The organism is Streptomyces sp. NBC_01498 (assembly GCF_036327775.1).
In the GTDB taxonomy this organism is placed as follows: domain Bacteria; phylum Actinomycetota; class Actinomycetes; order Streptomycetales; family Streptomycetaceae; genus Streptomyces.
This window is the reverse complement of the sequence record NZ_CP109598.1, coordinates 1,047,574-1,074,307: the sequence shown is the minus strand read 5'-3', so window position 1 is coordinate 1,074,307 and position 26,734 is coordinate 1,047,574. Positions and strand designations below refer to the sequence as shown.

The following is a 26,734-nucleotide window of genomic DNA, read 5'->3' as shown; positions in this document are numbered from 1 at the left end:
CAGCGCCGCCACAACCCGGAGTGGATGGGGCCCGGCCGGACAACTCCGGCCGGACCGGGTGCTCGTACCCCGTGGTCCGTTCCGGCCCGACACGGTCGGGCCTGCTCCGCCGCGGCCGGCTCGGGTCTGCTCCGGTCCGCTGCGGTCGGGTCGGGTCCGGTCAGACCGGGTCGCCCGACAGCCTCTCGACGGCGCGCAGCAGCGCCGAGTGGTCGAGCCCGCCGTCGCCCTGCGCCCGCAGTGACGCGACCAGTTGCGCGACGACCGCGCCGACCGGCAGCGCGGCACCGACCTCGCGGGCGGCGTCGGTGACGATGCCCATGTCCTTGTGGTGCAGATCGATCCGGAAGCCCGGCGCGAAGTCGCGGTTGATGAAGTTGTCCTTCTTACGGGCCAGGACGGTCGAACCGGCCAGCCCGCCGCCCAGGACGTCCAGCGCGGCGGTCAGATCGACACCGGACTTCTCCAGGAAGACGACGGCCTCGGCGCACGCCTGGATGTTGACGGCGACGATCAGCTGGTTGGCCGCCTTCACCGTCTGGCCCGAACCGTGCGGACCGCACCGGACGATGGTCCTGCCCAGTGCCTCGAAGACCGGCCGGGCCTCGTCGAAGTCCGCCCGGTCGCCGCCGACCATGATCGAGAGGACCGCCTCGACGGCGCCCGCCTCACCGCCCGACACCGGTGCGTCGAGGACGCGGACGCCCTTCTCCCGGCCCGCCTCGGCCAGGTCGATCGAGGTTCCCGGGGTGATCGAGGACATGTCGATCAGCAGGGCGCCCCGCCGGGCGTTCTCCAGGATGCCGTCCGGCCCGTAGGCGACGGCTTCGACCTGGGGCGAGGCGGGGACCATGGTGACCACGACATCCGCGCCGCGTACGGCCTCGGCCACCGAGCCCGCCACCGTGCCGCCGGCCGCCGCCAGCCGGTCCAGCTTCTCCCGCTCCAGCGTCAAGCCGGTGACGGAGTATCCGGCCTTGATCAGATTCTCGGCCATGGGGGAGCCCATGATGCCGAGCCCGATCCAGGCCACCTTGGGAAGAGCGCTCATCGGGGATGCCTCTCTCGCGGTACGCGATACGCGATCCGTCTGCGTGGTCGGTGGTCCGGTGCTTCGGTGCTTCGGTGCTTCGGTGCTTCGGTGCTGCGGTGCTGCGGTGCTGCGGTGCTGCGGTGGGTGTGCCGTCCTGTGCCGGGCCCGGTCCGGTCCCTCAGCGTGCGGCCCGCGCGGCGGCGGGCAGCCAGGCGAAGGACTCGGCGCTCGGCCGGTCGCCGGGCTTGTACTCCAGGCCGACCCAGCCCTCGTAACCGGCCTTGCGGAGCCGGCCGAGCAGATCCTGGAGCGGCAGTGTGCCGGTGCCGGGCGCGCCCCGGCCGGGGTTGTCGGCGATCTGTACGTGCCCGGTCCGGTCGGCGTACCGGTCGACGACCCCGGCCAGCCCGTCGGCGTCCAGACCGTTCATCGACAGGTGGTAGAGGTCGAGGAGGAACGCGGCGTTGCCGAGCCCCGTCGCGGCGTTGACCCGGTCCACGACCCCCACCGCCGCCTCGGCGGTCACCAGCGGATAGTGCGGGGACTCCGGCGCGTTGAGCGCCTCGATCAGCAGGGTCGCCCCGATCCGGTCGGCCGCGCGGGCGGCCAGGACCAGGCTTTCCAGCGCGAGCGCGTCCTGGTCCGCCGGGTCGACGCCCTCGACGCGGTTGCCGTACAGCGCGTTCAGCGCCGTACAGCCGACCGACTCGGCGAAGTCCACCGCCACGTCGATGTTCGCGCGGAAACGGTCCGACTCCTCGCCGGGCAGCGACAGTGCCCCCCGGTCGGGGCCGGGCAGCCGGCCGGCGTAGAAGTTCAGCCCCACGAGCCGGGTGCCCGCCTCGTCCAGGGCGTTCTTCAGGGCGTCCAGCTCGGCCTGCGGCGGAGTGGGCGTCTCGATCCAGGGCCACCACAGCTCCACCGCCGTGAAGCCCGCAGCGGCGGCTGCCGCGGGGCGCTCCAGGAGCGGGAGTTCGGTGAAGAGGATCGAGAGGTTCACATCGAAGCGCTGCCCGGAGCCGGGCTCGTGCGTGAAGGGGGCCATGAGGGGTTCTGCGCTCCTTCCGTATTGCGGAAGTTAGTTTCTGCTTAATGGAAGATTGCCTGGGATCTGGGAGAGCTGTCAAGAGGCGGCCTCGATCTCGGCCCCCGCGCAGTAGGTTGTGCGCGTGCGACTGAGAGTGGAATTCACGACCGAGCCGTTCGACCTGGACGAGCCCCCCGGCCATGCCCTGGTGGCCCGCGACGTCATCCGGACGGCCGATCTGGACGCCGTGGACGTCGGACCCTTCGGCAACACGGCGGAGGGTGGCCGCGACGCCGTCATCGCCGCCGTCGACGCGCTGCTCCGCCGCTCCCTGGATGCCGGGGCGACGCGCGTCTCGCTCCAGGTCAACGTGCTCGCGGAGGGCGGGGAGTGACCGGGCGGGACGCCGCCGGGGCGGATCGGGGCGCGGGGCCGGAGACGGCCGGGGTGCCCGGCCATCCGTTCCTCGCGGCGGTGAAGCCGCTGCTCGACGCCATCGGCGCCGACACGGTACGGCCCGACCGGGCCGGGCCCGACGACGTGGTGCTGAGCTGGGAGGGCGAGCCGGTCGTCGCCGTACGCCTCCCTCAGCTCTCCGAGTCGCTCGACCACCTTCTCGCGGCGCTGGAACGCGGTCACGGCAAGCCCCTGTCGGAGCTCGACCGCAAGGCCAAGCAGTCCGTGGTGCGCTCGCTGGAGGCGCGGGGGGCCTTCGCCGTACGGCACGGCGTGGAGACCGTCGCAGGCGCGCTCGGCGTCAGCCGGTTCACCGTCTACAACTATCTGAACCGGTCGGAAGCGGGCTGACGGAGCGGGCCGGCGGGCCCTGCCGGGAGGGCGGCTCCGGCGGCCGAAAGGCTTCAACAAAGTGTTGACGTCATCCCCGTGAGGGCGTTAGCTGTCCCGCAGCCCGTCAAGCACAGCCACGGAGGCTCCCGTGCCGCCCGATCTGACGACCGATCCGCCACCGGGCCTCACCCGGTTCAACACCTCCGCCGACGGCGCGGCGCGCGCCGCGCTGCGCGAGGTGTGTGCCAGTACGGCCTGGGGGAGCCGGCTGCTCGCCCACCGCCCGTACGCCACCACCGACGCCCTCCTCGCCGCCAGCGACACCGCGACGGCCGCCCTGAGCGACGACGGTCTCGCCGAGGCGCTGGCCGGGCACCCGCCCATCGGCCGCCCGGCACCGGGCGACCCCGCCTCCGCCCGGGAGCAGCGCGGCATGACCGGGGCCTCCGACGCGCTCAAGGCCGAGATGCTCGACCTGAACCTGGCCTACCAGGCGAAATTCGGCCATGTCTTTCTCATCTGCGCCACCGGCAGGACCGGGGAACAGCTGCGGGACGCGGTCCGCGTACGGATCGGCAACCCGCCCGAGGAGGAGCGGGCCGTCGTCCGCGCCGAACTCGGCAGGATCAACCGCCTCCGGCTGACCCGCCTCGTACACGCCGGGCCGGACGCCCCGTGACGGACCACGGACGTGCCGGACGCGTCGGCCCCCAGACGTATCAGGCCCGCAGAGCGAAGGGACCGAACCCTTGAGCACGCGAACCACCGCCTCCGTGTCCACGCACATCCTGGACACCGGCGCCGGACGGCCCGCCGCGGCCGTCACCGTTCTGCTCCGCGTCCGGAGCGGGGCGGGCGAGGCGTGGACCCTACTGGGCCGGTCGGCCACCGACGAGGACGGCCGGTGCACGGACCTGCCCGCCCCGCCCGCAGGAACGACCCAGGTACGCCTGGACTTCGAGACCGAGGCGTACTTCCACCGCACCGGCGCCCACACGGGCACCGGCACGCGCGACAACCATGTCCAGAGCGAGAAGCGAGCCGAGGCACAGCGGGACGCCCCCGCGCCGGGGGACAGCGGCGCGTTCTTCCCGGAGGTCGCGGTCACCTTCGCCGTCACCCCCGGCGAGCACTATCACGTACCGCTGCTGCTCAGCCCGTTCGGCTACTCCGTATACCGAGGGAGCTAGCAGATGCCGACCATTCTCGGCCAGAACCAGTACGGCAAGGCGGAGAACCGCGTCGTCCGGATCGTGCGGGACGGCGCCACCCACCACATCAAGGACCTGAACGTCTCCATCTCCCTCTCCGGCGACATGGAAGAGGTCCACCACTCCGGCTCCAACGCCAACGTGCTGCCGACCGACACCACCAAGAACACGGTGTACGCGTTCGCCAAGGAGTACGGGATCGAGTCCGCCGAGCAGTTCGGCATCCGTCTCGCCCGGCACTTCGTCACCAGCCAGGACCCGATCCACCGGGCCCGCGTCCGGATCGAGGAGTACGCCTGGGAGCGCATAGCCACCGGCGGCGAGGGCGAGCACTCCTTCGTCCGCAAGGGCCAGGAGACACGCGTCGCCCAGATCACCTACGACGGCCGGACCTGGGAGGTCGTCTCCGGCCTCAAGGACCTGACGGTCCTGAACTCCACCGACTCCGAGTTCTCCGGGTACCTCAAGGACAAGTACACGACGCTCCGTGAGGCGTACGACCGCATACTCGCCACCGACGTGTCCGCGCGGTGGCGCCACCGCTGGAGCGACGACGCCGAGCCGATGCCCGACTGGGACGAGTCGTACGCGGGCGCGCGCGCCCAACTGCTGAGCGCCTTCGCGGAGACGTACTCCCTCTCGCTCCAGCAGACCCTCTACCAGATGGGCACACGGGTCATCGACAGCCGGGACGAGATCGACGAGATCCGGTTCTCGCTCCCCAACAACCACCATTTCCTGGTCGACCTCGAACCGTTCGAGATGAAGAACGAGACCGCCGACGGAGCCGTCTACGTCGCCGCCGACCGCCCGTACGGCCTCATCGAGGCGACCGTGCTGCGCGAAGGCGCCGAGCAGCGCATCCCCGTCGACATGACCAACCTCTAGTGCCGGCTCCGGTACGCGCTCCGGCACGGGAAGGACGAGGACCCGCCATGGCGGCTGCACGCATCGTCATAGAGAACTGCGCCATCGCGACCGTGGACGCGCGGGACACCGAGTACGCCTCGGGTCACGTCGTCGTCGCGGACGACCTCATCGAGGCCGTGGGCGCCGGCCCGGCCCCCGAGGGGCTGGCGGACGTCGTCCGGCGGGTCGACGGCACCGGCCATCTCCTCACCCCCGGCCTGGTCAACACCCATCACCACTTCTACCAGTGGATCACCCGGGGCCTCGCCACCGATCACCACCTGTTCGACTGGCTGGTGGCGCTCTACCCGACCTGGGCGCGCCTCGACGAGCCGATGGTGCGGGCCGCCGCCCAGGGCTCGCTCGCCATGATGGCGCGCGGCGGGGTCACCACCGCGATGGACCACCACTACGTGTATCCGCGCGGCACGGGCGATCTGTCCGGCGCGATCATCGGGGCGGCGGCCGAGACCGGCGTACGGTTCACCCTGGCCCGCGGCTCCATGGACCGGGGCCGGTCGCACGGCGGTCTGCCGCCGGACTTCGCCGTCGAGTCGCTGGACGACGCGCTCGCCGCCACCGAGGCGACGATCGACCGCCACCACGACGCCTCGTTCGGCGCGATGACCCAGATCGCGGTCGCGCCCTGCTCCCCGTTCTCGGTCTCCACCGAACTCATGCGACAGGGAGCCGAGTTGGCGCGCCGCAAGGGTGTACGGCTGCACACCCACGGCAGCGAGACGGTCGAGGAGGAGCAGTTCTGCAAGGAACTGTTCGGCATGGGCCCGACCGATTACTTCGAGTCCACGGGCTGGCTCGGCTCCGACGTGTGGATGGCCCACTGCGTCCATATGAACGACTCCGACATCGCCGCCTTCGCCCGCACCGGCACGGGTGTCGCGCACTGCCCGTCCTCCAACGCCCGTCTGGCGGCCGGGATCGCGCGCGTTCCCGACATGCTGGCGGCGGGCGTTCCCGTCGGCCTCGGCGTGGACGGCACCGCGTCCAACGAATCGGGCGAACTTCACACCGAGTTGCGCAACGCGCTGCTCATCAACCGCCTCGGCGCCCGTCGCGAGTCCGCGCTGACGGCCCGTCAGGCGCTCCGCCTCGGCACGTACGGCGGGGCGCGGGTCCTGGGACGGGCGGACCAGATCGGCTCGGTCGAGACCGGGAAACTCGCCGACCTGGTGCTGTGGAAAATGGACACCCTGGCCCACTCCTCCATCGCCGACCCGGTCGCCGCCCTGGTCCTCGGCGCCGCCGCCCCCGTCAGACTCTCCCTCGTGGGCGGCCGGACCGTGGTCGAGGACAACCGTCTGACCACCGTGGACGAGGACACCGTCGCCCGCGCCGCACGGGCCGAGGCACGGCGCCTGGCCCGGATCACGGAGGCGAACTGACCGCCGGGCGGCGGCACGGCGCCTGGCCTGGATCACGGAGGCGAACTGACCGCCGGGCGGCTGCACTTACCGGACACCCCCCCGCGGGGGCGGCGGCCCGCGACCGGCGGCTCCGGACCCTCGGGGCGGCTTCGCGTTCCGTAGGTACCCGGGGCCCGCGCCGGACAGAAGCTACGCGTCGATGCGGTAACTGTCCCCGTACACCTTCCACATGAGCGGCGGATCCAGGTCCAGATTGCCCGCGTCGAGGAAGACACGCTGCGCCGTCTCGATACGACTGGTGTCCGAATGGGACGGCTCACGGCCCATCGCGGCCACCCGGGCGTCGAGGAACGCGCGCAGATACGCGGTCTCGTTCCCGCCCTTCGCGGGCAACCGGGCCTTCTTCAGGGCCTGTTCGCGGATCGTACGGAAGCCGACCGAGCCGGGCGCGTCGCGGAAGCCGTGCATCACATGCGCGTCGTAGTACACGAACTGCCCCAGCACCCCGAGACCGTCGGCCTTCCCGCGGTCGACGGCCGGGGTGAAGTAGACCCGGTCGCGCTCGGCGTCCTGCGTCCTGCGGAACACCGGATCGTCGTCGGCGGCCCGCCGCCACGCGGTGGTGAACGCGTCGCCGAGCCCGTCGTGGGAGTCGCCGCCCTTGACCGCGCGGAGCGCCGGGACGAAGCGCGCCAGGACATTGCCGTCCGGCCGGGCCGCCACGTAACGCTCCACCACCTTCAGCAGATCGCCGCAGGCGGTGCAGAAGCCGACGAGCCCGGCCGTGTAGCCGCGGCCGTCGCCGATGTCCTCGATGTAGCGGTACTGGGCCCTCCAGTCGAGCGAGGAGTTCTCGGCGCTGGAGACCAGCTTCATGGCGATCTCCTTCTTCGCCGGATCGTCCAGCGCCGGGGACGTGTTCGCCGTCGACGCGTCCTCCTGGGCGGACGCGGTGCACGCCGTGCACAGGGTGGCGAGCGTCAGCAGCAGGGCGAGCAGCAGCCGGCGGAGCGCGAGGGGCATGGTGCGGCCTTTCCTTCCGGCCCCCGGCCTGCCCGGGGCACACCCCCAGTGAACAGCCCCGGCGCGGCGAACGTGCCCGTCGTCCACAGGTGGGAGCCGGGCGCAGGGCGTTGTCAGTGGCTCGTGCCAGGATCTTCGCCATGGATCTCGCACAGATTTTCGCCGACCTCGACGCGCAGCCGTGGGAGGAACGGGAGCACGCCTACGGAAGCGCGGAGGACGTTCCCGGCCAGCTGAGGGCGCTGGCGAGCGACGACGCCGGGACAGCGGAAGAGGCGCTGTACGAGCTGTACGGCAACATCGTCCACCAGGGGTCGGTGTACGAGGCCACGGCCCATGCCGTGCCCTATCCCGCCCGGCTGGCGGCGGCGGGGATACGGCCCGCCGAGATGCTTCAGCTGCTCGGGTGCGTCGCGGAGAGCGACGACGAGCGGAGCGACGCGGTGGGCGCGTGCCGGGCGGCCGTCGTCGAGCAACTGCCCCTGATACTCCCGCTGATCGGGTCGGCCGACAGCGACGTACGGCGGTCGGCCGTCTGGGCCGCCGCGAGGACCGGAGCGGCGGAGCAGGTCCTTCCGGTGCTGCGCCGGTGCTGGGAGGAGGAGCGGGACCCGCTGGTGAGGGCCGAGGTGCTGACGGGGACGGCGTGGCTCGACCCGGCGAGCGCGGCGGAGTTCGACAGGTCCGTACTCGCGGCCGGGGGCGCGCGGGTCGCCGAGGAACCGGTCGCCGAGGAACCGGTCGTACGGCTGGCCGCGCTGCTGGCCTGTGCGGACGCGGAGCTGCCGTGGACCACGGTCCACCACGACGCGTTCCTCGCACTGCTGCCCGCCGATCCCCTGGTCGCGGAGCGCTTCGACCAGGAGCGGACCGAGCCGCTGCGATACCTGGTCGATCAACTGCTGGAACGGGACACGGACGACGCGCGGGAAGCCGCCCTCGCCCTGACCGAGGCCGGACTGAGGCATCCGGACGCCGAGGCACGCGAGGAGGCGATCGGGGCGGCCGAGCACGCGTGCCAGGCGTCCCGCACCGCACCGGCCCGCCTCACCGGCCCGCTGACCGCCCTCCTCGGCGACCCCGCGTCGGCGGACTCCGCCCTCTCGGTCGTCGGACAGCTCGGCGAGCACGCCACGACCGCCGTCCCCGTGCTCACCACGCTCGCCACCGAGGACGGGCCCCTGGCCGACCGGGCACTGGCCGTGCTGGTGGCCACGGACCCGGACCGGGCGGCCCCGCTCCTGGCGGCGGAGCTGCCCCGGCGCCCGCGGGCACTCGACGCGGCGGCCAAGGCGAGCCCCGGCGGCTGGACGGGAGCCGGACGGGACGGCGACCCCGGCCCGTTCCCGTTCACCACGGCCCTCCTCGACGCCGTACGGGCCCGGCTGGCGCAGACCGGCATCGGGTGGAACGAGGCGATCCACCTCGGCCTGCTCCTGTTCGGCTGGGGAGAGCGCGCCGCCCCGGCGGTGCCGGACCTCCTCGCCGCGCTGGACCGGCACCCCTTCGTGGTGCTGCGCGCGCTGCCCGCCGTCTGCCCGGCGGAGGAACGGGAGCGGGTGGCGCGGGCACTGCGCGCGGCAGACCTCACCGGCCAGAGCCCACTCGACGTCGGCTCGGCGCTGCACCGGCTCACGGGGGAGACCGGACCACTGGTACGGGCCGTCATGGACGTCCTGGCCGTCGGCGACCGGGACGTGAGCGAGGCGGCGAAAGCCGCGGGCGAGCTGACCGGCACCGAGGCGGCGGACCTGCTGCCGCACCTGCGCGAGGCGCTGAGCGACGCCGCGCGCAAGGCGCCGGACGCCTCGGAGGAAGAGGGGCGCACCAACCCGCGCCTCGACGCCGACACGGAGATCGCCCGCGCGCTGTGGCGGATCACGGGCAGCGCGGACGAGGCCCTGCCGGTCGTCGCGGGGGTGCTGGAGGACGCGGAGGGGGACTGGACACGCTGGCAGAACGTCCGCGCGGCAGGGGCGGCGGGCGCCCTCGGTACGGAAGGCCGCCCGCTCGCCCCACTCCTGGAAGGGAAGCTGGACCACCCCGACCACGCGGCGGCGGCAGCGCTCGCCCTCCTCGCCGTCGACCCGTCGGGCCGGCACGGCACCCGCCTGGCGGACGCGGCCCTCACCTCCGCCGAGACGAACGCGGACCCGAACACGGCGCTGGACTTCCTGCGTGCCTACGGCGCGAGAAACCTGACGGACGACCAACTGCGCCGCTGGACGCACCTGGCGGAGCGCGACGCCCCCGTCTACATACCCGGCCTCTCCCACGACACGGTCCGCGCGGACACCCGCTTCCGTGAGCAGACCCGGCTACTGCTGCGCGGGACGGGCGAGGCGTCGTAGGCGGGGGTTGGAGAACCCCGCGTGACCCGGGGCGCGGGGCTCGGAGACGCCCTCGGGCGACGCGCGGACGGGAGGTGGGTTGTGCGGTGGCGGACGGTTCGGTCTGCCGCGCGCGTTCTCACCTTCCGGGGGCCGTGACGAGGCCGGAGGGGTCGGGGGCGTACGGGTTCCGGTACGGCGCCGGGCCGCCAGCCCCGGTGCCGACGGACCGTATCCGGCTGCTCCGTCGGACGGTTCGGCCTGCCGTGCCCCCTCGGCCTTTCGTGGCGCCGGGGAAGCCGAAGGGATCCTTTCGCGTACGGGGCCTGGCGGGAGCCGGTCCGGTGCCGGTGCCGATGGACCGCACAGGGCGGTGCTGGGCCGCTCCGCGGGGGCGGACGGTTCGCCCCGCATGCCTCCACCCTTCCGGTGCCGGGGACGAAGTCGAAGGGGCCCGTCGGCGTACGGGTCCTGGCGCGGTGGAGTCGGCCCGCCGAGCCTGGTAGAGGGGCCGGGGCTCCGGTGGTGGAGGACCGCGCCCGGCGGTGCGGGGCCGGCCCGTCGTGTCCTGGACGAAGCCCACGACGGGCCGGCCCCGCACGGCAGTTGGCTACTCCCCGGGACGCCAGTCCGGGCGGCGGCCGCTCAGGCCGATGACCCGGTCGAGCAGCGGCGCGTCGGCCGGGAGACGGACCGGCGGGCCGAACAGGCCCTCCGGGCCGTCGCCCGCCTCCGCGCTCGCCGCGGCGGGTTCGAGGAACGAGAACGTCGCTTCCAGGCTGGCCGAGTCGATCTCGTACGCCTGCCCGGTGCTGCGCGCCAGGTCCCAGCCGTGGACCAGCACCTCGTTCAGTGCGACGATCCCCGCCACCTCGCCCGGCAGGTCCACCCCGCCGGCGCGCGTGAAGCCCTCCCAGGCATCGGCTGCCCGCCATGCCTCGACGAGCCCGTTCAACCGCTCGGGAAGTACGGTCCGCCAGTCGTCCTCCAGCGTCGGCAGGTCATTGGTCGGCGGGGTGTCCGTGGTCGGCCCCAGGGCCTTCCGCCCGGCGTCCCGGAAGGCGAGGGTCAGCCCCGTCAGATGCGCGAGCAGATCGCGCACGGTGTAGTCGGGGCAGGGTGTGGGCCCGGCGAGATGCCGGTCCTCGACACCGTCGAGAAGCCGGGCCAGGGCGGCACAGGCAGGGGCGTGGTCGGGAAATCGGGTATCGGTACTGGTCTCCATACGGGGTTGACCCGTCCGGCCGCCGAAACTCATCGCCGCCCGGGTGCCGGGTCGCCCGCACCCGGCAGCCACCCGCCCGGCCGCTGACCATCCTCCCCCGCCGGGTTCTCAACGCGCCGTGCCGCGCACCAAGAACGTGACGTCGTCCGGATCGGAGCCCGGCACGGTGATCTCGTGGAAGCCGACCCGGTCGTAGAACGCCCGCGCCCCGGTGTTCGCGGGGAGCATCGAGAGGTGGATGCCTTCCACGCCCCGGGCGCTCAGGGCGTCGAGGAGGGTGTGGATCAGCGCTCTGCCGTGGCCCTGCCCCTGCCGGTCGGGCAGCAGGTCGATGTGCAAGTGCGCGGGGTGGCCGGCGAGTTCGGGCAGGACCATCCGTTCCGGGTCGTGCAGCATGGCCGCCATGATCTGGCTCGGCGTGGGGTCCTTCACGTCGTCGCCCGGTGCCGGGAAGCGGTCTCCCACGACGGGCAGCCAGTCCCGCCGGTACGCCTCCGCGAAACGAGGGGTGTCCGCGACCCCCAGGATGTACCCGACGGCGCGCCCCTCCCCGTCGTCCAGGACGAACGCCAGGTCCGGCTCCAACTCCAGATACGGCGCGGCGAAGACGCTGGGGACGAGTTCGCTGTCCGGGTACAGATGCCGCGAGTCGCCCCCGGCGTCGGCGGTCCGCACACAGATGTCGAAGACGGCGGCGCGATCGCCGGGACGGTAGGAGCGTATGAAGGCCATGCCGCCATGGTGAGCTCTCTGAGAGCGCTCTCGCAACGGTGATGCGCCTGCCCAGTCACCCCACCCGCCCCGGACCCGGCCCGGCGCAGCGAACACCGGGGCCGGGGCCGGGGGCCAGGTTTGGGTCGGGTCAGCCGCGGAGTTGCTCGTACGCGGGGAGGGTCAGGAAGTCCGCGTACGTCTCGTCCAGTGCCACCGTCAGCAGCAGGTCGTGCGCCTGCTGCCATTTTCCGGCGGTGAACGACTCCTCGCCAATCTCCTCGCGGATCGCGGCCAGTTCGTCCGCCGCGATGGTGCGGACGAGGTCGGCGGTGGCCGGTTGGCCGTTCTCGAAGACCACGCCCGCGTTGATCCACTGCCAGATCTGCGAGCGGGAGATCTCGGCCGTCGCCGCGTCCTCCATCAGATTGAAGATGGCGACCGCGCCCAGCCCCCTCAGCCATGCCTCGATGTAGCGGATGCCGACCCGCACCGCGTTGACCAGGCCCGGGTAGGTGGGCCGGGCGTCGAGTGAGTCGACCGCGATCAGCTCGGCCGCCGACACCGAGACGTCCTCGCGCAGCCGGTCCTTCTGGTTCGGGCGCTCGCCGAGGACCGCGTCGAACGATGCCATGGCGATCGGCACCAGATCGGGGTGGGCGACCCAGGAGCCGTCGAAACCGTCCGCCGCCTCGCGGTCCTTGTCGTCCTTGACCTTCGCGAACGCGACCTTGTTGACCTCGGGGTCGCGCCGGGAGGGGATGAACGCCGCCATGCCGCCGATGGCGTGCGCGCCGCGCCGGTGGCAGGTGCGGACGAGGAGTTCGGTGTACGCGCGCATGAACGGGGCGGTCATGGTGACCGCGTTGCGGTCCGGCAGTACGAACTTCGGCCCGCCGTCCCGGAAGTTCTTGACGATCGAGAACAGGTAGTCCCAGCGGCCGGCGTTCAGCCCGGAGGCGTGGTCGCGCAGCTCGTACAGGATCTCGTCCATCTCGTACGCCGCGGTGATCGTCTCGATCAGCACCGTCGCGCGCACCGTGCCCTGCGGGATGCCCAGGTGGTCCTGCGCGAAGACGAACACGTCGTTCCACAGCCGCGCCTCTAGGTGCGACTCGGTCTTCGGCAGATAGAAGTAGGGGCCCTTGCCGAGGTCGATGAGGCGCTGGGTGTTGTGGAAGAAGTACAGCCCGAAGTCGACCAGCGCGCCCGGTACCGGCCGCCCGTCGACCTGGAGATGGCGTTCGTCGAGGTGCCAGCCGCGCGGGCGGGTGACGACCGTGGCGAGTTCGCCGGCGGCTTTCAGCGCGTACGACTTGCCCGACACCGGGTCGGTGAAGTCGACCCGTCGCGCGTAGGCGTCCCTCAGGTTGAGCTGGCCGGTGATGACGTTCTCCCAGGTGGGGGCAGAGGCGTCCTCGAAGTCCGCGAGCCAGATCCGCGCCCCCGAGTTGAGCGCGTTGATCGTCATCTTGCGGTCGGTGGGCCCGGTGATCTCCACCCGGCGGTCCTCCAGCGCGGCCGGGGCCGGCGCGACCCGCCACGAGTCGTCCTCGCGTACGGCCGCGGTCTCCGGCAGGAAGTCCAGCGTCGACGTACGGGCGATCTCGGCCCGGCGCTCGGCCCTGCGGACCAGGAGTTCGTCCCGCCGTGGGGTGAACCGCCGGTGCAGCTCGGCCACGAAGGCGAGTGCCGCGTCGGTGAGTACCTCGTCCTGCCGGGGCAGGGGGTCGGCGTCGACGACGGCGAGCGAGGACGGCGCTGGTGCGGACATGAACGGTCACTCCTTCGACAGGCGGCCCCGGCGACCGCACCCACACCCCGGAGGCACTGGGTGCCGGGACGCCGGACCCTGGTCACGGGCGCCCTCCGATGGATCGGGCGCTTCTGACCTGTGGATAGTAGTTTTCTCATGGTGGAACTTCAATGGTTTGTTGACGTCGAGAGTCTCCGGGTCGACACACCATGACGCCCGGTGCCACACAGGGGGCGAGCACCCTGGCGCCGGAGGCGGGCGCGGCTCTGATCCGGTGTCAGATTCCCTCCCGTGCCCCCACTTTCACTCAAGGTGTGACAGATCCTCCACCGTGTCGATGTCGTACGCCTCCGCGACATCCCCGCACTCGACGAGCACGATGTCGCGCGCACGGGACCTCAGATAGCCGCGTGCCCCCTGATCGCCCGTCGCATCCGCCGCGATCCCCGCCCAGTGCTCGGCGCCGAACAGCACGGGATGGCCGCGTACGCCGGCGTACGCCGCCGCGGCGAGGGTGCCGGGGGAGCGGTACGCCGCCCGTACCCGCGCCATCGCCGCGGGGCCGATCCCTGGCTGGTCCACCAGCGCCACCAGCGCCGCGCGCGGAACGGGCCCGGGGGAGGCGAGGGCCGAGGGGGCGGAGGGAGCCGAGAGAGTCGGCGGGGCCGGCGCGGCGAGCGCGGCGAGTCCGGCCCGCAGCGACGAGCCCATGCCGCTGCCCCACCCCGGGTTCTCGACCAGGACGCAGCCCGGCAGGACGGCCCGGGACCGTACCTCGTCGGCGGCGGCGCCCAGCACCACGTACACCCGCTCGCAGCCGCCCTCGCGCAGGGAACGCGCGGCGTGTTCCACCAACGGCCGTCCCCGGTACGGCAGCAGCGCCTTCGGCCGCCCGCCCAGCCGCCGCCCTCCGCCGGCGGCCAGCAGAAGTCCGGCGACCGGCGACTCTCCGTGAACGTTGTCCGTCATGGGTTCTGCATACCTCACCGGGAGCCGCGTACGTCCTTTTGCGCCAACACGCCCGGCGCTGTCGCCCGTACGTGAATTCGTTGCGCGGCTCCGACCTGGTACGACGTCAGATGATTAAGTTGAATGTTGTTCATCCGGTGGCGCGGGGCCGCCGGTGTGGCGTTTACTGTGGCGCGTCTCACAGGCGCCGGGTGCGGGGAGCGGGGAAGCACCGGTGGGGCGAGATCCATGCCGAAGCACATGCACCATGGCGTGCGAGGGGGAAAACTTTGTTGCAGAGCGTGGGGCATACGCGAGTGACAGAGCAGCAGGGGGAGGACCCACGACTGGCAGGTCTGCGGTACGCCGTGGCCCGGCTGAGACGGGAACTCGCCGCGTATCCGAGTGAGTTCGGAGACAGGGGAATCGCGGAGGAGGAACTCGCCGCGATGGCCGCGATGGCGGTGGCGGGCGATCCGGAGATTCAGCGGATGCGTCGCTCGTTGCTGCTGATCGTCGGTTCGATCGGTTCGGTGAGCGCCCTGGCGCCCACCTTGATGGATGTCAGAGAGGCGGTAGACCTCTTCGGAGGCTTAGCGCGTTAGGTCCCGTCCGGCGGATCTTCGCGGATTGTCTGTCCGACAGGCGGTTCCGTCGGGCGGGCAGGTTCTCTCCGCCGGACGGGACCCAACTGCACCGAGTGCCACCACGGCCGGGCGTGAGCCACCCGGCGGGCGCCGCCGATCACCCGGTCTTTCAGGTATCGGGTAGCGGCACGGGGCGCCGTGAGCGGTCGTACGTTCCCGGGGATGGGGGCGTACGACCGCTCGGCCCGAGGCGGGCATACGGCCGTTCGGCAGGAAGCGCGCCTCCCACGCGGCCCGGTGCTTCGCCGGCGCCGCCCCTGCTCGCGCGGCCGACGGCCGCGGCCCACGGTCTGACCTACGCGGCCGAGACCCGCAGTGCGCGGACTCAGGAATGCTGATGTGCGGCTGCCGCCGCCGTGCTGGCCAGGACCGCGGACAAGTCCCGGGCCACTTCCTGGAGGATCGGGACGATCCGCTCCGTGGCCTCCTCCGTGACGCGGCCGGCCGGGCCCGAGATCGACAGGGCGGCGGGCGTGGGGGAGTCCGGCACCGGGACGGCCAGACAGCGGACTCCCATCTCCTGCTCGTTGTCGTCCACCGCGTACCCGGCCCCGCGCACCGCCTCCAGCGCTTCGAGGAAGCCGTCGGGCGTCGTGATCGTCTTCTCCGTCGCCGCAGGCATGCCGGTACGCGCGAGCAGCGCCCGTACCTCGTCGGCCGGCGCGTTCGCCAGCAGCGCCTTGCCGACGCCGGTGGAGTGGGGGAGCACCCGTCTGCCGACCTCGGTGAACATCCGCATCGAGTGCTTGGACGGCACCTGCGCGACGTACACGACCTCGTCGCCGTCGAGCAGCGCCATGTTCGCCGTCTCGCCGGTCTCCTCGACCAGCCGGGCCAGATACGGTCGCGCCCAGGTGCCGAGCAGCCGGGAGGCCGATTCGCCCAGGCGGATGAGGCGCGGGCCGAGGGCGTACCGGCGGTTGGCCTGCTGGCGTACGTAACCGCAGGCCACGAGCGTGCGCATCAGGCGGTGGATGGTCGGCAGGGGCAGTCCGCTGCTGGCCGACAGTTCGCTGAGGCCGACCTCGCCGCCCGCGTCCGCCATGCGCTCCAGCAGGTCGAAGGCGCGCTCCAGGGACTGGACGCCGCCGCTCGCTGCTGCGGGCTTCGCTGCGTCGGTGGCGCTTGCGGCGCTGGGCCTCGGCACAACAACGGTCCTCTCGGGGGCGGCTGGACGTCGGATCGGGCGGGCGGTTGAGCAGTTTACCGGGCGGTCCGGCGGGCGGCCGGTCCGTGCAGCCGCCCCCCGGTACCGGTACGAGCCGGTCGGGACGTGGCCGCGTGCCGGTCGGGGAGACGCCTCACCGGGTGTCGGCGGGCGCCTGTCGTGATCGGTTCGTACGGTGGGTGCTGGAGTGAGGTGATTCTGTCTGGTGAAAGTGAGTTTTCGTCAGACGGAAGCGCCTCAGTGTAGTGCAGGGGGTCGGGCTCCGGGTGGAGCGCTCTTGACGGGCCTCGGCCCGGCATGAAGACTCCTTCAACAGTTCGTTGAAATATCGATTCTCCGCGTGGACGCCGAGGTTGTCGAGGGCCTTCTGGGCATCGTGGACAGGAAGCGGACCATGAACGTGTACATGGACGTGTGCACGAACGTGTACATGGACGTGACGGAAGAGAGAGGGAGGAAGGCCGGTGGCCGACCTGGACCGGACCGTGGACCTCGTACTGCGCTCGACCCGCGTCGTCACCCCCGAGGGCACCCGCCCCGCCTCGGTCGCCGTCGCGGACGGCACGATCACGGCCGTGCTCCCCCACGGGCAGCCGTACGGCTCCGCACCCCCGCCCGGCGTCCGGCTGGTCGACGTCGGCGACGACGTCGTCCTCCCCGGCCTGGTGGACACCCATGTTCACGTGAACGATCCGGGCCGCGCCGCCTGGGAGGGCTTCTGGACCGCCACCCGCGCCGCGGCCTGCGGCGGCATCACCACCCTGATCGACATGCCCCTCAACTCCCTTCCACCGACGACCACCCCGGCCCATCTGCGGATCAAGCGCGACGTCGCGGGCCGCAAGGCGCACATCGACGTCGGCTTCTGGGGCGGCGCGCTCCCCGACAACGTCCATGAGCTCAAACCCCTGTACGACGCGGGGGTGTTCGGCTTCAAGGCGTTCCTGTCGCCGTCCGGGGTCGAGGAGTTCCCCGAACTGGACGCCGCACAGCTCGACCGGTCGCTCGCCGAGATCACCGGCTTCGGCGGACTGCTCGTCGTCCACGCCGAGGATCCGCGTGAACTGGCCGCGGCCCCCCAGCGTCCCGGCGCCAAGTACGCCGACTTCCTCGCCTCCCGCCCCCGCGACGCCGAGAACGCGGCGATCGGCACCCTGATCGAGACGGCCCGCCGACTGGACGCCCGCGTACACGTCCTGCATCTGTCGTCCGCCGACGCGCTGCCGCTGATCGCCGCGGCCAGACGGGACGGCGTACGGCTGACGGCCGAGACCTGCCCGCACTTCCTCACCCTCACCGCCGAGGAAGTCCCGGACGGCGCGACCGAGTTCAAGTGCTGTCCGCCCATCCGCGAGGCCGCCAACCAGGACGCGCTCTGGCAGGGGCTGGCCGACGGCACCATCGACTGTGTCGTCTCCGACCACTCGCCCTCCACGGCCGACCTCAAGACCTCCGACTTCGCCACCGCGTGGGGCGGCATCTCCTCCCTCCAGCTCGGGCTGCCCGCCGTGTGGACCGAGGCCCGCCGGCGCGGTCACTCGCCGGACGACGTGGCCCGCTGGATGTCCACGGGTCCCGCCGCGCTGGCCGGGCTGGACCGGAAGGGCGCCATCGAGGCGGGCCGCGACGCCGACTTCGCGGTGTTCGCGCCCGACGACACGTTCACCGTCGATCCCGCCGCGCTCCAGCACCGCAACCGGGTGACCGCGTACGCGGGGCGGACGCTGTACGGCGTCGTCAGGTCGACATGGCTGCGGGGCCGCAGGATCGTCGCCGACGGAGTCATCGCCGAGCCCTCGGGCCGACTGCTCGAAAGGAACTGACCGTGGCCACAACGTCGTTCACCGGTGATGCCCGTCCGTACGGCGGCGGCGACCCGTACGCCGACTACCGCAGCGCCGACCTGCCCTTCACCGGCCTGGTCGATCTGGCCGACCGGAGGCTCGGCGCCGCCGTCGTCGCCGCCAACGACGAGTTCTTCGCCGAGCGGGAGAACCTGCTCACGCCCGGCCCCGCCGTGTTCGACCCCGAGCGCTTCGGGCACAAGGGCAAGATCATGGACGGCTGGGAGACCCGCCGCAGGCGCGGCGCCTCCGCCGCCCGGCCCCATCCCACCGGCGAGGACCACGACTGGGCCCTCGTACGGCTCGGCGTGCCCGGAGTCGTACGCGGGATCGTGGTCGACACCGCCCACTTCCGCGGCAACTACCCGCGCGCGGTGTCGATCGAGGCGACGTCGCTGCCCGGCTCCCCGTCCCCGGAGGAGTTGCTGGCCGACGGGGTGCCCTGGACAACTCTCGTACCGCGTACGGTCGTTGGCGGGCACGCGGCCAACGGCTTCAGCGTCGGTGCTGCGGCCGGCGTCGGTTCCGACGGGGCCGGGCGCCGGTTCACCCATCTGCGGGTCAACCAGCATCCCGACGGCGGCATCGCGCGGCTGCGGGTGTACGGCGAGACCGCGCCCGACCCGGGCTGGCTGGCCGCCCTCGGCACGTTCGACCTCGTCGCGCTGGAGAACGGCGGCCGGGTGGAGGACGCGTCCGACCGCTTCTACTCACCGGCCACGAACACCATCCGGCCCGGCCGTTCACGGCAGATGGACGACGGCTGGGAGACCCGCCGTCGCCGCGACACGGGTCACGACTGGATCCGGTACGCGCTCGCCGAGCGGTCCGAGATCCGCGCCGTCGAGATCGACACGGCCTACCTGAAGGGCAACGCGGCGGGCTGGGCGGCGCTCTCGGTCCGCGACGCCGGCCCCGGCACCGATCCCCACGCCGGTCCCGGCACCGATGCGGACAGCGAACACGGCACCGCTGCGGACACAGGTCCCGGCACCGGCACCGGTGCCGGCGCTGACGCGGACGCCGGACCGGGCGGCGCGACGGGGGCCGGGCCGGGCGGGGACTGGACCGAGATCCTGGCGCGTACGCGGCTCCAGCCCGACAGCGTTCACCGCTTCGTCCTCGACCGCCCGGTCACCGCCCGCCAGGTCCGGATCGACATCTTCCCCGACGGCGGCATCTCCCGGCTGCGCCTCTTCGGTTCCCTCACCGACGACGGGGCGGCCCGACTGGCCGAACGCCACCGGGAGTTGGGCGGCTGACACGGGGCGCCGGTGTCCGAGCCGGAGGCTGTGCGGCGGAGCGGACCGGAGCGGACCGGAGCGGACCGGGGCGGGTCCGGCCGGATCCACGCGGAACCGCCGGCCCCGGGCCCCAAGTCGATTCTCCCGCGACTTTGGTATCGGGCTCCGCCCGGCAGACTCCGTGCCCCGCGCCACCTGCCTAGATTGGTCGTATGACGCGTACGGAGTACTCCTGGCTGCTGCCCTCGGCCATGGCGGGGCCCGCCGAGCACGCCTCCGGCGGGACCGGGGGCGTGCGCCGGCCCCGGCGGACCGTACGCGACTGGGCCGTGGACCTGATGCTCTTCCTCTTCGCCGCGTTCGTCGGCATGCTCGCGCTGGACGCCGCCGAACGAGCTGGCAACGACGAGATGTTGATCATGGCCGATCTGCTGATCGGTCTGTTGGCCTGCTGCACGCTCTGGGTACGGCGGAGCCGGCCCCTGGGCCTGACCGTCTGCCTCGTCTTCGTGCAGGTCGTCGCGCCGACCGCGAGCGGCGCGGTGCTGGTGGCGCTCGTCGGTCTGGCCGTCCACCGGCCGGTCAAGCCCGTGGCGTACGTCGCGGGGCTGGCCCTGGTGAGCATGACCGCCCAGGCGTACCTGCGCCCCGACCCGACCGAGTCCCGGTTCGTCTCGGTCGTCGTCGGAGCGCTCCTCGTCCTGCTCGCACTCGCCTCGGGCATGCTCGTACGGTCCCGCCGCCAACTGGTCCTCGCGCTGCGCGAACGCGCCGTACGGGCGGAGACCGAGGCCGCGCTCCGGGCCGAGCAGGCGCAGCGCCTGGCCCGTGAGGCGATCGCCCGCGAGATGCACGACGTGCTGGCGCACCGGCTGTCGCTGCTCAGCGTGCACGCGGGCGGGCTGGAGTTCAGACCCGACGCGCCCCCCGCCGAGGTGGCCAGGGCCGCGGGCGTGATCCGGGACAGCGCGCACGAGGCGCTCCAGGACCTGCGGACGATCATCGGCGTGCTGCGTGCGCCCGGCGACGAGGGCGAGCGTCCGCAGCCCACCCTCGCCACCCTGGACGCCCTGGTCGAGGAGTCCCGCGAGGCCGGGATGAACGTCACCCTCGACCGCGGCGTCGCGGACCCGGCCGCCGTATCTTCCACCACCGGCCGCACCGCCTACCGCATCGCCCAGGAGGGGCTCACCAACGCGCGCAAGCACGCCCCCGGCACCGCCACGACCGTCCTCGTGAGCGGCGGACCGGGCGACGGACTCACCGTCGAGGTACGCAACGAGGCACCGCGCGGGCCGGTCCCCGACGTGCCGGGATCCGGCCAGGGGCTGATCGGGCTGACCGAACGCGCCACCCTGGCCGGGGGCCGGTTCGAGCACGGCCCCACGGGCGACGGCGGATTCGCCGTCCGGGCCTGGCTACCGTGGTCCCCATGACGACCACGACCGTCCGGCTGCTCATCGTCGACGACGACGCGCTCGTACGCGCGGGGCTGACCTTCATGCTGGGCGGAGCGGACGGCATCGAGATCGTCGGCGAGGCGTCCGACGGCGCCCAGGTCGAGGAACTCGTCCGGGAACGCGCTCCGGACGTCGTGCTGATGGACATCCGCATGCCCGTGATGGACGGTCTCACCGCCACCGAGCGGCTGCGGGCGCGCGCCGGAGCGCCCGAAGTCATCGTCCTCACCACGTTCCACGCGGACGAGCAGGTACTGCGGGCGCTGCGCGCGGGCGCCGCCGGGTTCGTCCTGAAGGACACACCGCCGGCCGAGATCGTCTCGGCGGTACGGCAGGTGGCGGCGGGCGAGCCCGTGCTCTCCCCGGCCGTCACCCGCCAGTTGATGCTCCATGTCGCGGGAACACCGGGCGGCGCGCGGAAGAACACCGCGACCGGCCGGCTGGCCCGTCTCGGTGAGCGTGAGCGGGACGTGGCGCTCGCCGTGGGGCGCGGCAGGTCGAACGCGGAGATCTCGGCGGAGCTGTACATGAGCGTCCCCACCGTGAAGGCGCACGTGTCCCGCGTGCTGGCCAAGCTGGGGCTCAACAACCGGGTGCAGATAGCCCTGTTGGTCCACGACGCCGACCTGGTGACGGACGGCCGGGACACGCCCTGAGCCACCACCCCCGGCCCACCACCCCCGACCCGGGACCGATCCCCGGACTGATCCCTCTACGCATCCCCCGACCCGTTCCCGGACCGATCCCCGGGCCTTCCTTCGACGTGGGGTGACGTCACCTCGGTGCCGCCGGGCGCGTGCGACCCCACGCGCGGCGCGCACCCCCTCGGCACGCGCCCGCACGACCGTCCGCACACGCCGCTTGACCGTCCGCACGAGCCGCACGCGCGCCCTCGCGACCCACCCCGCGACCGTCCGCACGCGCGCACTCACGAGTCCCCGGGCGACCGCTCACAAGACCGCGCACACAAGACCGCGCACACAAGACAGCGCACACAACCGCTCACGAGCACTCATGACCGCTCATATGACCGCGCGTGCGGCGGCGCGCGCCGGAGCGTCGTAATCTGACGGGGTGACCGTTGTCGATCTGGGGGCGTACGGGCCCGACTTCACCGCCGATCCGTACCCGTACTACGCGAAGCTGCGTGCGTCCGGGCCGGTTCACCAGATCCGTACGCCCACCGGCGACCTGCTCTGGCTGATCGTCGGACACCACGAGGCGCGCGCCGCGCTCGCCGACCCCCGGCTCTCCAAGTCCCCGGCCACGGTGGGCCGCACGATGCTCGACGAACGGGTCATCGGCCCGAATCTGCTGGTGGCCGACCCACCTGACCACACCCGTCTGCGCCGGCTCGTCGCCCGCGAGTTCACCGCGCGTAGAGTCGCCGGGTTACGGGAACGCGTCCAGCACCTCACCGACCGGCTGATCGACGCCATGCTCCCCGCGGGCCACGGCGATCTGGTCGACTCCCTGTCGTATCCGCTGCCGATCACCGTCATCTGCGAACTCCTCGGGGTGCCCGCCGCCGACCGCGAGATCTTCCGCGCCTGGTCGACGGAGATCGTGGCCCCCGCCTCCTCCACCGGCGAACACACCGCGGTCCATGAACTCGGCGCCTATTTCGACGAGTTGATAGAGGACAAACGGTGCTCCGGTCCCTCCGACGATCTGATCTCCGCGCTGCTGCGCACCCGGGCCGAGGACGGTGACCGGCTCTCCGCCGCCGAACTGCGCTCGATGGCCTATCTGTTGCTGATCGCCGGTCATGAGACCACGGTCAACCTCATCACCAACGGCGTCCGGGCCCTGCTCCGTCATCCCGACCAACTGGCCGCCCTGCGCGACGACTTCGGGCTGCTGGACGGCGCGATCGAGGAGATGCTGCGCTACGACGGCCCGGTCCTGAACGGCACCGCCCGCTTCACCCGCGAGCCGGTCACCATCGGCGGCACGGTCATCCCCGCGTACGAGGTGGTACTGGTCGGGCTCGGCGCAGCCGGACGTGACCCCGCGCGCTACCCGGCCCCGGACCGCTTCGACATCCGACGGACCCCGACGGCCACCGCCACCGGCGCCAAGGGCCGCAACCACGGACATCTCGCCTTCGGGCACGGCATCCACCACTGCCTCGGCGCGCCACTCGCGCGCCTGGAGGCCCGGATCGCGATCCGTACCCTTCTCGAACGCTGCCCCGACCTGACCCTCGACCCGGACAAGGGGCCGCTGGACTGGCTGCCCGGAATGCTGATCCGTGGGGTGCGGGGTCTGCCGGTGCGGTGGTAGCCAGGAAGGCGCGGAGTGCCGCGCGGGTACGTTCCGGAGGAGTCTGACCATGCGGGAGTTCGACATTGTCCTGGCGCGGAAGGTGCTGGCCGGCCAGCCTTTCAGCAGCCTGCTCGGTACCAGGGTCATGGTCTTCGGTGACGGCGAGGCGGAGCTCGAACTGGACATCCGGGAGGATCTCCAGCAGCAGAACGGTTACTTGCACGGCGGGGTGCTGGCGTACGCGGCGGACAACAGCATCACGTTCGCTGCCGGCACGCTGCTCGGCCCCGCCGTACTGACGGCCGGTTTCTCCATCCAGTACATGCGGCCCGGCGTCGGCCGCACCCTGGTCGCCCGCGCCTCGGTCGTGCACGCGGGCCGGCGGCAGGCCACGGTCCGGTGCGATCTGCTGACCGTGGCGGACGACGGCACGGAGACGCTGTGCGCGGTGGCACAGGGCACGGTGCTCCCGATGCGCAAGGAGGAGTGACCGCCCGGCCCTCGCAGCGACCCCACCGGCAGCGGCCGAAGGACCCGCCCCGGCGGCACCCGGACCGGTCCCGGTCCGTCACACGTCCGGGATCTCGTCCAGCCGCACCGGCCGGTGCTCCCGCCGCGACAGCTCGCACGCCTCGGCGATCCGCAGGGCGTGCAGCGCCTCGTGGCCGTCGCACGGGTTCTCCAGCTCGCCCTGTACGACCCGGATGAAGGCATCCAGTTCCGCCTCGTAGGCCGGGGCGAACCGCTCCAGGAACCCCGGCCACGGGTTGTCGCAGCGCGGCGGGCCCTTCGGCTCGGTCGAGGTGATCGGCGTACGGTCGTCCAGACCGACCGCGAACTGGTCCCGTTCGCCTGCCAGTTCCATCCGTACGTCGTACCCGGCGCCGTTGCAGCGGGTGGCCGTCGCGGTGGCGAGCGTCCCGTCGTCCAGGGTGAGCACGGCGGCGGCCGTGTCGATGTCCCCGGCCTCGCGGAACATCGGGGGGCCGGTGTCCGACCCCGTCGCGTACACCTCCACCACCTCGCGCCCGGTGACCCAGCGCATCATGTCGAAGTCGTGGACCAGACAGTCCCGGTAGAGCCCGCCGGACAGCGGCAGATACTCCGGGGCCGGCGGCGCGGGGTCGGAGGTCAGGGCGCGCACCGTGTGCAGCCGGCCCAGCGCGCCGGACCGTACGAGGTCGCGGGCCGCGCCGTAACCGGCGTCGAAACGGCGCATGAAGCCCAGTTGCAGGACGGTACCGGCCGTGTCCACCTCGCGCAGGGCGCTCAGCGTGCCCTTGAGGTCCAGTGCGATCGGCTTCTCGCAGAACGCGGGCAGCCCGGCCCGCGCGGCGCGGCTGATCAGTTCGGCGTGCGCGGAGGTGGCGGAGGCGATCACGACGGCGTCCACGCCCCAGGCGAAGACCTCGTCCACCGAGGGGGCCGCCGTGGAGCCCGTACGGTCGGCGACGAAAGCGGCCCGCGCCGCGTCCGTGTCGGCGACGACCAGGGAGCCGACCTCGCGATGGCGGCTCAGCACCTCCGCGTGGAAGGTGCCGATCCGGCCGGTGCCGATGAGTCCGATGCGCATGGGCCCCAAGGTGACCTTGGCGCTGTCCTCGTGTCAAGCGTTTGTCCTGACATGAGGACCTGGTGTTGATCTTTGTCCGAACGGCGCCGGTCTGTGCTTGTCCTGACAACCGGACTACAGGACTTTCCGTCAACATCTCACGGGGCTACGCTCGCCACCGTGCCCCAGCAGCCGGAACCAGCGCAGCCGAACGGGCCGGCCTCCCGGCCCGGCGCGCTCCAGGCCGCCGCGCTCCAGCTCGGCGTCGACCGCACCAGCCCCGTCCCGCTCTACTTCCAGCTGTCGCAGCAGCTCGAAGCCGCCATCGAACAGGGCAGGCTCGCACCCGGCAGCCTCCTCGGCAACGAGATCGAACTGGCGGGCCGGCTCGGGCTCTCCCGGCCCACCGTACGACAGGCCATCCAGTGCCTCGTCGACAAGGGTCTGCTGGTACGCCGCCGGGGCGTCGGCACCCAGGTCCTGCACAGCCAGGTCCGCCGGCCCCTGGAGCTGAGCAGTCTGTACGACGACCTGGAGGCGGCCGGCCAGCGCCCCGCCACCCGGGTGCTCCGCAACACCGTCGAACCGGCCGGCGCCGAGGTCGCCGCCGCGCTCGGGATCCCGGAAGGGGCAGACGTACGGCTGGTCGAACGGCTCCGGTACGCCCACGACGAACCGATGGCGCGCCTGCGCAACCACCTCCCCGTCGACCTCCTCGACTGCGACACCGCCCAGCTCGAATCCACCGGCCTCTACCGGATGATCCGCGCCGTCGGCATCACCCTGCACAGTGCCCGGCAGACGGTGGGCGCGCGCGCCGCCGACGCCGAGGAGGCCCGACTGCTCGGCGAGACCACGGGCGCGCCGCTCCTCGCCATGGCACGGACCACGCTCGACGACACCGGCCGCGCCGTCGAGTTCGGTGCCCATGTCTACCGGGCCTCGCGCTACACCTTCGAGTTCCAGCTCCTCGTCCGTCCGTGAGGAACCCCCTGTCCCGGACGGTCTCCACAGGATCTCCGGGGTTCCTCTTCTTTCGTAAGAATGTTCGGACAATGTCTTGACGGGCCCCGGCGCCCGCCGCTAGAACTTCCCCCCAGCCGCAACGGGGCGGCCGGAAGAGAAGGCGGATCCACCATGCGTACGAACCGAAAGGCGGCGGCCCGCGCGGCGGCGGCGCTGCTGACCGCATGCGCGCTCGCCCTCGTCACCGGATGCAGCGGTTCCGGCGGCAAGGAGTCCGAGGACAAGGCCGACGACGGAGGCGGTGGCGGTACGGCGGCCACCACCCCGCGCATGAAGATCGCCATGGTCACGCACTCCGGGGAGGGCGACACCTTCTGGGACATCGTGCAGAGCGGCGCCAAGGTCGCGTCGGCCAAGGACAACGTCCAGTTCCTCTACGCCGCCAACAAGGAGGGCAAGGAGCAGGCCCAGCTCATCCAGAGCTACCTCGACCAGGACGTCGACGGACTCGTCGTCAGCCTCGCCAAGCCCGAGGCGGTCAAGGCCGTCCTCGCCAAGGCCGCCGCGGCCGGTGTCCCCGTCGTCACGATCAACTCCGGAGCCGAGTTCTCCGAGCCCTTCGGGGCGCTCTCCCACATCGGCCAGGACGAGGCCGTCGCCGGTGAGGCCGTCGGCGAGGAACTCAACAAGCGCGGAAAGAAGAAGGCGCTCTGCGTCATCCACGAACAGGGCAACGTCTCGCTCGAAGCCCGCTGCGCCGGTGTCGCGAAGACTTTCGAGGGCACCGTCGAGAATCTGAATGTCGAGGGCACCAACATGCCCGCCTCCACGTCGTCCATCGAGGCCAAGCTCCAGAGCGGCACGGACATCGACGCGGTCGTCACGCTCGGCGCCCCGTTCGCCGCCGCCTCCGTCAAGGCCAAGCAGGGTTCCGGCTCCGGCGCCGAGATCAACACCTTCGACCTCAACGCCGACGTGGTGAAGCAGCTCAAGGCCAAGGAGATCGGCTTCGCCGTCGATCAGCAGCCCTACCTCCAGGGGTATCTCGCGATCGACGAACTGTGGCTCCACAAGACCAACGGCAATGTCATCGGCGGCGGAAAGCCCGTCCTCACCGGACCCGCGCTGGTGACCGAGAAGGACGTCCCCGCACTGGAGAAGTTCACCGCCCGCGGCACCCGATGAACCGGCGCCGCCCGCACCCCGCGACCCCGCCGGCGTGCGCCTGCCGCCACCCG

The 26,734-nt window shown here is 72.3% G+C and carries 25 protein-coding genes; 16 read left to right on the top strand and 9 right to left on the bottom strand.

Annotated features, from left to right (window positions below; all coding sequences use genetic code 11):
• Nucleotides 1-160: 160 nt before the first annotated feature.
• Together OG875_RS04120 and OG875_RS04115 are read right to left on the bottom strand one after the other, a co-directional pair.
• Nucleotides 161-1,051: a 2-hydroxy-3-oxopropionate reductase gene (locus OG875_RS04120; protein WP_330172840.1), complete on the bottom strand. Its 891-nt coding sequence runs from the start codon at nucleotides 1,049-1,051 to the stop codon at nucleotides 161-163.
• Nucleotides 1,052-1,211: 160 nt separating this feature from the next.
• Entirely contained in the window at nucleotides 1,212-2,078 is an 867-nt protein-coding gene (locus OG875_RS04115; RefSeq protein WP_330172839.1) for a TIM barrel protein, read from the bottom strand.
• Nucleotides 2,079-2,202: 124 nt separating this feature from the next.
• Here OG875_RS04115 and OG875_RS04110 point away from each other — a divergent pair, with 124 nt between their 5' ends.
• The 6 genes from OG875_RS04110 (at nucleotide 2,203) to OG875_RS04085 (ending at nucleotide 6,372) form a co-directional block, all read left to right on the top strand.
• Nucleotides 2,203-2,454 (top strand): hypothetical protein, encoded by a 252-nt coding sequence (locus OG875_RS04110; protein WP_330172838.1) that lies wholly within the window; start codon nucleotides 2,203-2,205, stop codon nucleotides 2,452-2,454.
• A 53-nt stretch (nucleotides 2,455-2,507) separates the two neighbouring features.
• On the top strand, nucleotides 2,508-2,867 hold the full coding sequence (locus OG875_RS04105; protein ID WP_330177600.1) for a helix-turn-helix domain-containing protein: 360 nt from the start codon (nucleotides 2,508-2,510) through the stop codon (nucleotides 2,865-2,867).
• 142 nt (nucleotides 2,868-3,009) lie between these two features.
• Nucleotides 3,010-3,528, top strand: coding sequence for a 2-oxo-4-hydroxy-4-carboxy-5-ureidoimidazoline decarboxylase (gene uraD / locus OG875_RS04100; RefSeq protein ID WP_330177599.1), 519 nt, complete (start codon nucleotides 3,010-3,012; stop codon nucleotides 3,526-3,528).
• A 70-nt stretch (nucleotides 3,529-3,598) separates the two neighbouring features.
• Nucleotides 3,599-4,039, top strand: coding sequence for a hydroxyisourate hydrolase (gene uraH, locus OG875_RS04095; RefSeq protein WP_330172837.1), 441 nt, complete (start codon nucleotides 3,599-3,601; stop codon nucleotides 4,037-4,039).
• Between the two features lie 3 nt (nucleotides 4,040-4,042).
• Nucleotides 4,043-4,948, top strand: a complete 906-nt coding sequence (pucL, locus tag OG875_RS04090; RefSeq protein ID WP_330172836.1) for a factor-independent urate hydroxylase — start codon at nucleotides 4,043-4,045, stop codon at nucleotides 4,946-4,948.
• A 47-nt stretch (nucleotides 4,949-4,995) separates the two neighbouring features.
• Nucleotides 4,996-6,372: an 8-oxoguanine deaminase gene (locus OG875_RS04085; RefSeq protein ID WP_330172835.1), complete on the top strand. Its 1,377-nt coding sequence runs from the start codon at nucleotides 4,996-4,998 to the stop codon at nucleotides 6,370-6,372.
• A gap of 171 nt (nucleotides 6,373-6,543) precedes the next feature.
• Here the strand turns inward: OG875_RS04085 and OG875_RS04080 are convergent, their stop codons facing one another.
• Nucleotides 6,544-7,377: a chitosanase gene (locus tag OG875_RS04080; protein ID WP_330172834.1), complete on the bottom strand. Its 834-nt coding sequence runs from the start codon at nucleotides 7,375-7,377 to the stop codon at nucleotides 6,544-6,546.
• A 140-nt stretch (nucleotides 7,378-7,517) separates the two neighbouring features.
• Here OG875_RS04080 and OG875_RS04075 point away from each other — a divergent pair, with 140 nt between their 5' ends.
• A complete protein-coding gene (locus OG875_RS04075) occupies nucleotides 7,518-9,728 on the top strand; it encodes a HEAT repeat domain-containing protein (RefSeq protein ID WP_330172833.1) in 2,211 nt (736 codons plus the stop codon).
• A 589-nt stretch (nucleotides 9,729-10,317) separates the two neighbouring features.
• On the opposite strand, the gene OG875_RS04070 is transcribed toward OG875_RS04075, so the two are convergent.
• The 4 genes from OG875_RS04070 to OG875_RS04055 form a co-directional block, all read right to left on the bottom strand.
• Nucleotides 10,318-10,932: a TIGR03086 family metal-binding protein gene (locus OG875_RS04070; RefSeq protein WP_330172832.1), complete on the bottom strand. Its 615-nt coding sequence runs from the start codon at nucleotides 10,930-10,932 to the stop codon at nucleotides 10,318-10,320.
• Between the two features lie 108 nt (nucleotides 10,933-11,040).
• Nucleotides 11,041-11,664, bottom strand: a complete 624-nt coding sequence (locus OG875_RS04065) for a GNAT family N-acetyltransferase (RefSeq protein ID WP_330172831.1) — start codon at nucleotides 11,662-11,664, stop codon at nucleotides 11,041-11,043.
• A gap of 130 nt (nucleotides 11,665-11,794) precedes the next feature.
• Nucleotides 11,795-13,417 carry a malate synthase A gene (gene aceB / locus OG875_RS04060; RefSeq protein ID WP_330172830.1) on the bottom strand — a complete coding sequence of 541 codons (1,623 nt, stop codon included), beginning with the start codon at nucleotides 13,415-13,417 and terminating at the stop codon, nucleotides 11,795-11,797.
• A 285-nt stretch (nucleotides 13,418-13,702) separates the two neighbouring features.
• The gene (locus OG875_RS04055) at nucleotides 13,703-14,368 is read right to left on the bottom strand and encodes a nucleotidyltransferase family protein (RefSeq protein WP_330172829.1); all 666 of its coding nucleotides are present in this window, start codon (nucleotides 14,366-14,368) and stop codon (nucleotides 13,703-13,705) included.
• A gap of 296 nt (nucleotides 14,369-14,664) precedes the next feature.
• Between OG875_RS04055 and OG875_RS04050 the strand changes: the two genes are divergently transcribed.
• Nucleotides 14,665-14,952, top strand: coding sequence for a DUF5955 family protein (locus OG875_RS04050; RefSeq protein WP_330172828.1), 288 nt, complete (start codon nucleotides 14,665-14,667; stop codon nucleotides 14,950-14,952).
• A 367-nt stretch (nucleotides 14,953-15,319) separates the two neighbouring features.
• Here the strand turns inward: OG875_RS04050 and OG875_RS04045 are convergent, their stop codons facing one another.
• A complete protein-coding gene (locus tag OG875_RS04045; protein WP_330172827.1) occupies nucleotides 15,320-16,141 on the bottom strand; it encodes an IclR family transcriptional regulator in 822 nt (273 codons plus the stop codon).
• Between the two features lie 494 nt (nucleotides 16,142-16,635).
• On the opposite strand from OG875_RS04045, the gene allB reads away from it, so the two are divergent.
• The 6 genes from allB (at nucleotide 16,636) to OG875_RS04015 (ending at nucleotide 23,468) form a co-directional block, all read left to right on the top strand.
• Nucleotides 16,636-17,985: an allantoinase AllB gene (gene allB / locus OG875_RS04040; RefSeq protein WP_443079242.1), complete on the top strand. Its 1,350-nt coding sequence runs from the start codon at nucleotides 16,636-16,638 to the stop codon at nucleotides 17,983-17,985.
• 2 nt (nucleotides 17,986-17,987) lie between these two features.
• Nucleotides 17,988-19,268: an allantoicase gene (gene alc, locus OG875_RS04035; RefSeq protein ID WP_330172825.1), complete on the top strand. Its 1,281-nt coding sequence runs from the start codon at nucleotides 17,988-17,990 to the stop codon at nucleotides 19,266-19,268.
• Between the two features lie 194 nt (nucleotides 19,269-19,462).
• Nucleotides 19,463-20,686 carry a sensor histidine kinase gene (locus OG875_RS04030; RefSeq protein WP_330172824.1) on the top strand — a complete coding sequence of 408 codons (1,224 nt, stop codon included), beginning with the start codon at nucleotides 19,463-19,465 and terminating at the stop codon, nucleotides 20,684-20,686.
• A complete protein-coding gene (locus OG875_RS04025) occupies nucleotides 20,683-21,366 on the top strand; it encodes a response regulator transcription factor (protein WP_330172823.1) in 684 nt (227 codons plus the stop codon). The genes OG875_RS04030 and OG875_RS04025 overlap by 4 nt, the downstream gene beginning before the upstream one ends.
• A 418-nt stretch (nucleotides 21,367-21,784) precedes the next feature.
• The gene (locus tag OG875_RS04020; protein ID WP_330172822.1) at nucleotides 21,785-22,996 is read left to right on the top strand and encodes a cytochrome P450 family protein; all 1,212 of its coding nucleotides are present in this window, start codon (nucleotides 21,785-21,787) and stop codon (nucleotides 22,994-22,996) included.
• Between the two features lie 49 nt (nucleotides 22,997-23,045).
• Nucleotides 23,046-23,468 (top strand): PaaI family thioesterase, encoded by a 423-nt coding sequence (locus OG875_RS04015; protein ID WP_330172821.1) that lies wholly within the window; start codon nucleotides 23,046-23,048, stop codon nucleotides 23,466-23,468.
• 78 nt (nucleotides 23,469-23,546) lie between these two features.
• On the opposite strand, the gene OG875_RS04010 is transcribed toward OG875_RS04015, so the two are convergent.
• Nucleotides 23,547-24,551, bottom strand: a complete 1,005-nt coding sequence (locus OG875_RS04010; RefSeq protein ID WP_330172820.1) for a Gfo/Idh/MocA family protein — start codon at nucleotides 24,549-24,551, stop codon at nucleotides 23,547-23,549.
• 159 nt (nucleotides 24,552-24,710) lie between these two features.
• Between OG875_RS04010 and OG875_RS04005 the strand changes: the two genes are divergently transcribed.
• Together OG875_RS04005 and OG875_RS04000 are read left to right on the top strand one after the other, a co-directional pair.
• Nucleotides 24,711-25,514 (top strand): GntR family transcriptional regulator, encoded by an 804-nt coding sequence (locus tag OG875_RS04005; RefSeq protein WP_443079058.1) that lies wholly within the window; start codon nucleotides 24,711-24,713, stop codon nucleotides 25,512-25,514.
• A 153-nt stretch (nucleotides 25,515-25,667) separates the two neighbouring features.
• The gene (locus OG875_RS04000; RefSeq protein WP_330172819.1) at nucleotides 25,668-26,681 is read left to right on the top strand and encodes a substrate-binding domain-containing protein; all 1,014 of its coding nucleotides are present in this window, start codon (nucleotides 25,668-25,670) and stop codon (nucleotides 26,679-26,681) included.
• The last annotated feature ends 53 nt before the right edge of the window (nucleotides 26,682-26,734 follow it).

Coding starts and splice junctions, on each gene's coding strand:
- OG875_RS04065 (WP_330172831.1), bottom strand. CDS start 11,664: ATGGCCTTCATACGCTCCTACCGTCCCGGCGATCGCGCCGCCGTCTTC.
- OG875_RS04010 (WP_330172820.1), bottom strand. CDS start 24,551: ATGCGCATCGGACTCATCGGCACCGGCCGGATCGGCACCTTCCACGCG.
- pucL (WP_330172836.1), top strand. CDS start 4,043: ATGCCGACCATTCTCGGCCAGAACCAGTACGGCAAGGCGGAGAACCGC.
- OG875_RS04085 (WP_330172835.1), top strand. CDS start 4,996: ATGGCGGCTGCACGCATCGTCATAGAGAACTGCGCCATCGCGACCGTG.
- OG875_RS04080 (WP_330172834.1), bottom strand. CDS start 7,377: ATGCCCCTCGCGCTCCGCCGGCTGCTGCTCGCCCTGCTGCTGACGCTC.
- OG875_RS04075 (WP_330172833.1), top strand. CDS start 7,518: ATGGATCTCGCACAGATTTTCGCCGACCTCGACGCGCAGCCGTGGGAG.
- OG875_RS04120 (WP_330172840.1), bottom strand. CDS start 1,051: ATGAGCGCTCTTCCCAAGGTGGCCTGGATCGGGCTCGGCATCATGGGC.
- aceB (WP_330172830.1), bottom strand. CDS start 13,417: ATGTCCGCACCAGCGCCGTCCTCGCTCGCCGTCGTCGACGCCGACCCC.
- OG875_RS04025 (WP_330172823.1), top strand. CDS start 20,683: ATGACGACCACGACCGTCCGGCTGCTCATCGTCGACGACGACGCGCTC.
- OG875_RS04030 (WP_330172824.1), top strand. CDS start 19,463: ATGACGCGTACGGAGTACTCCTGGCTGCTGCCCTCGGCCATGGCGGGG.
- OG875_RS04015 (WP_330172821.1), top strand. CDS start 23,046: ATGCGGGAGTTCGACATTGTCCTGGCGCGGAAGGTGCTGGCCGGCCAG.
- OG875_RS04070 (WP_330172832.1), bottom strand. CDS start 10,932: ATGGAGACCAGTACCGATACCCGATTTCCCGACCACGCCCCTGCCTGT.
- OG875_RS04055 (WP_330172829.1), bottom strand. CDS start 14,368: ATGACGGACAACGTTCACGGAGAGTCGCCGGTCGCCGGACTTCTGCTG.
- OG875_RS04000 (WP_330172819.1), top strand. CDS start 25,668: ATGCGTACGAACCGAAAGGCGGCGGCCCGCGCGGCGGCGGCGCTGCTG.
- OG875_RS04115 (WP_330172839.1), bottom strand. CDS start 2,078: ATGGCCCCCTTCACGCACGAGCCCGGCTCCGGGCAGCGCTTCGATGTG.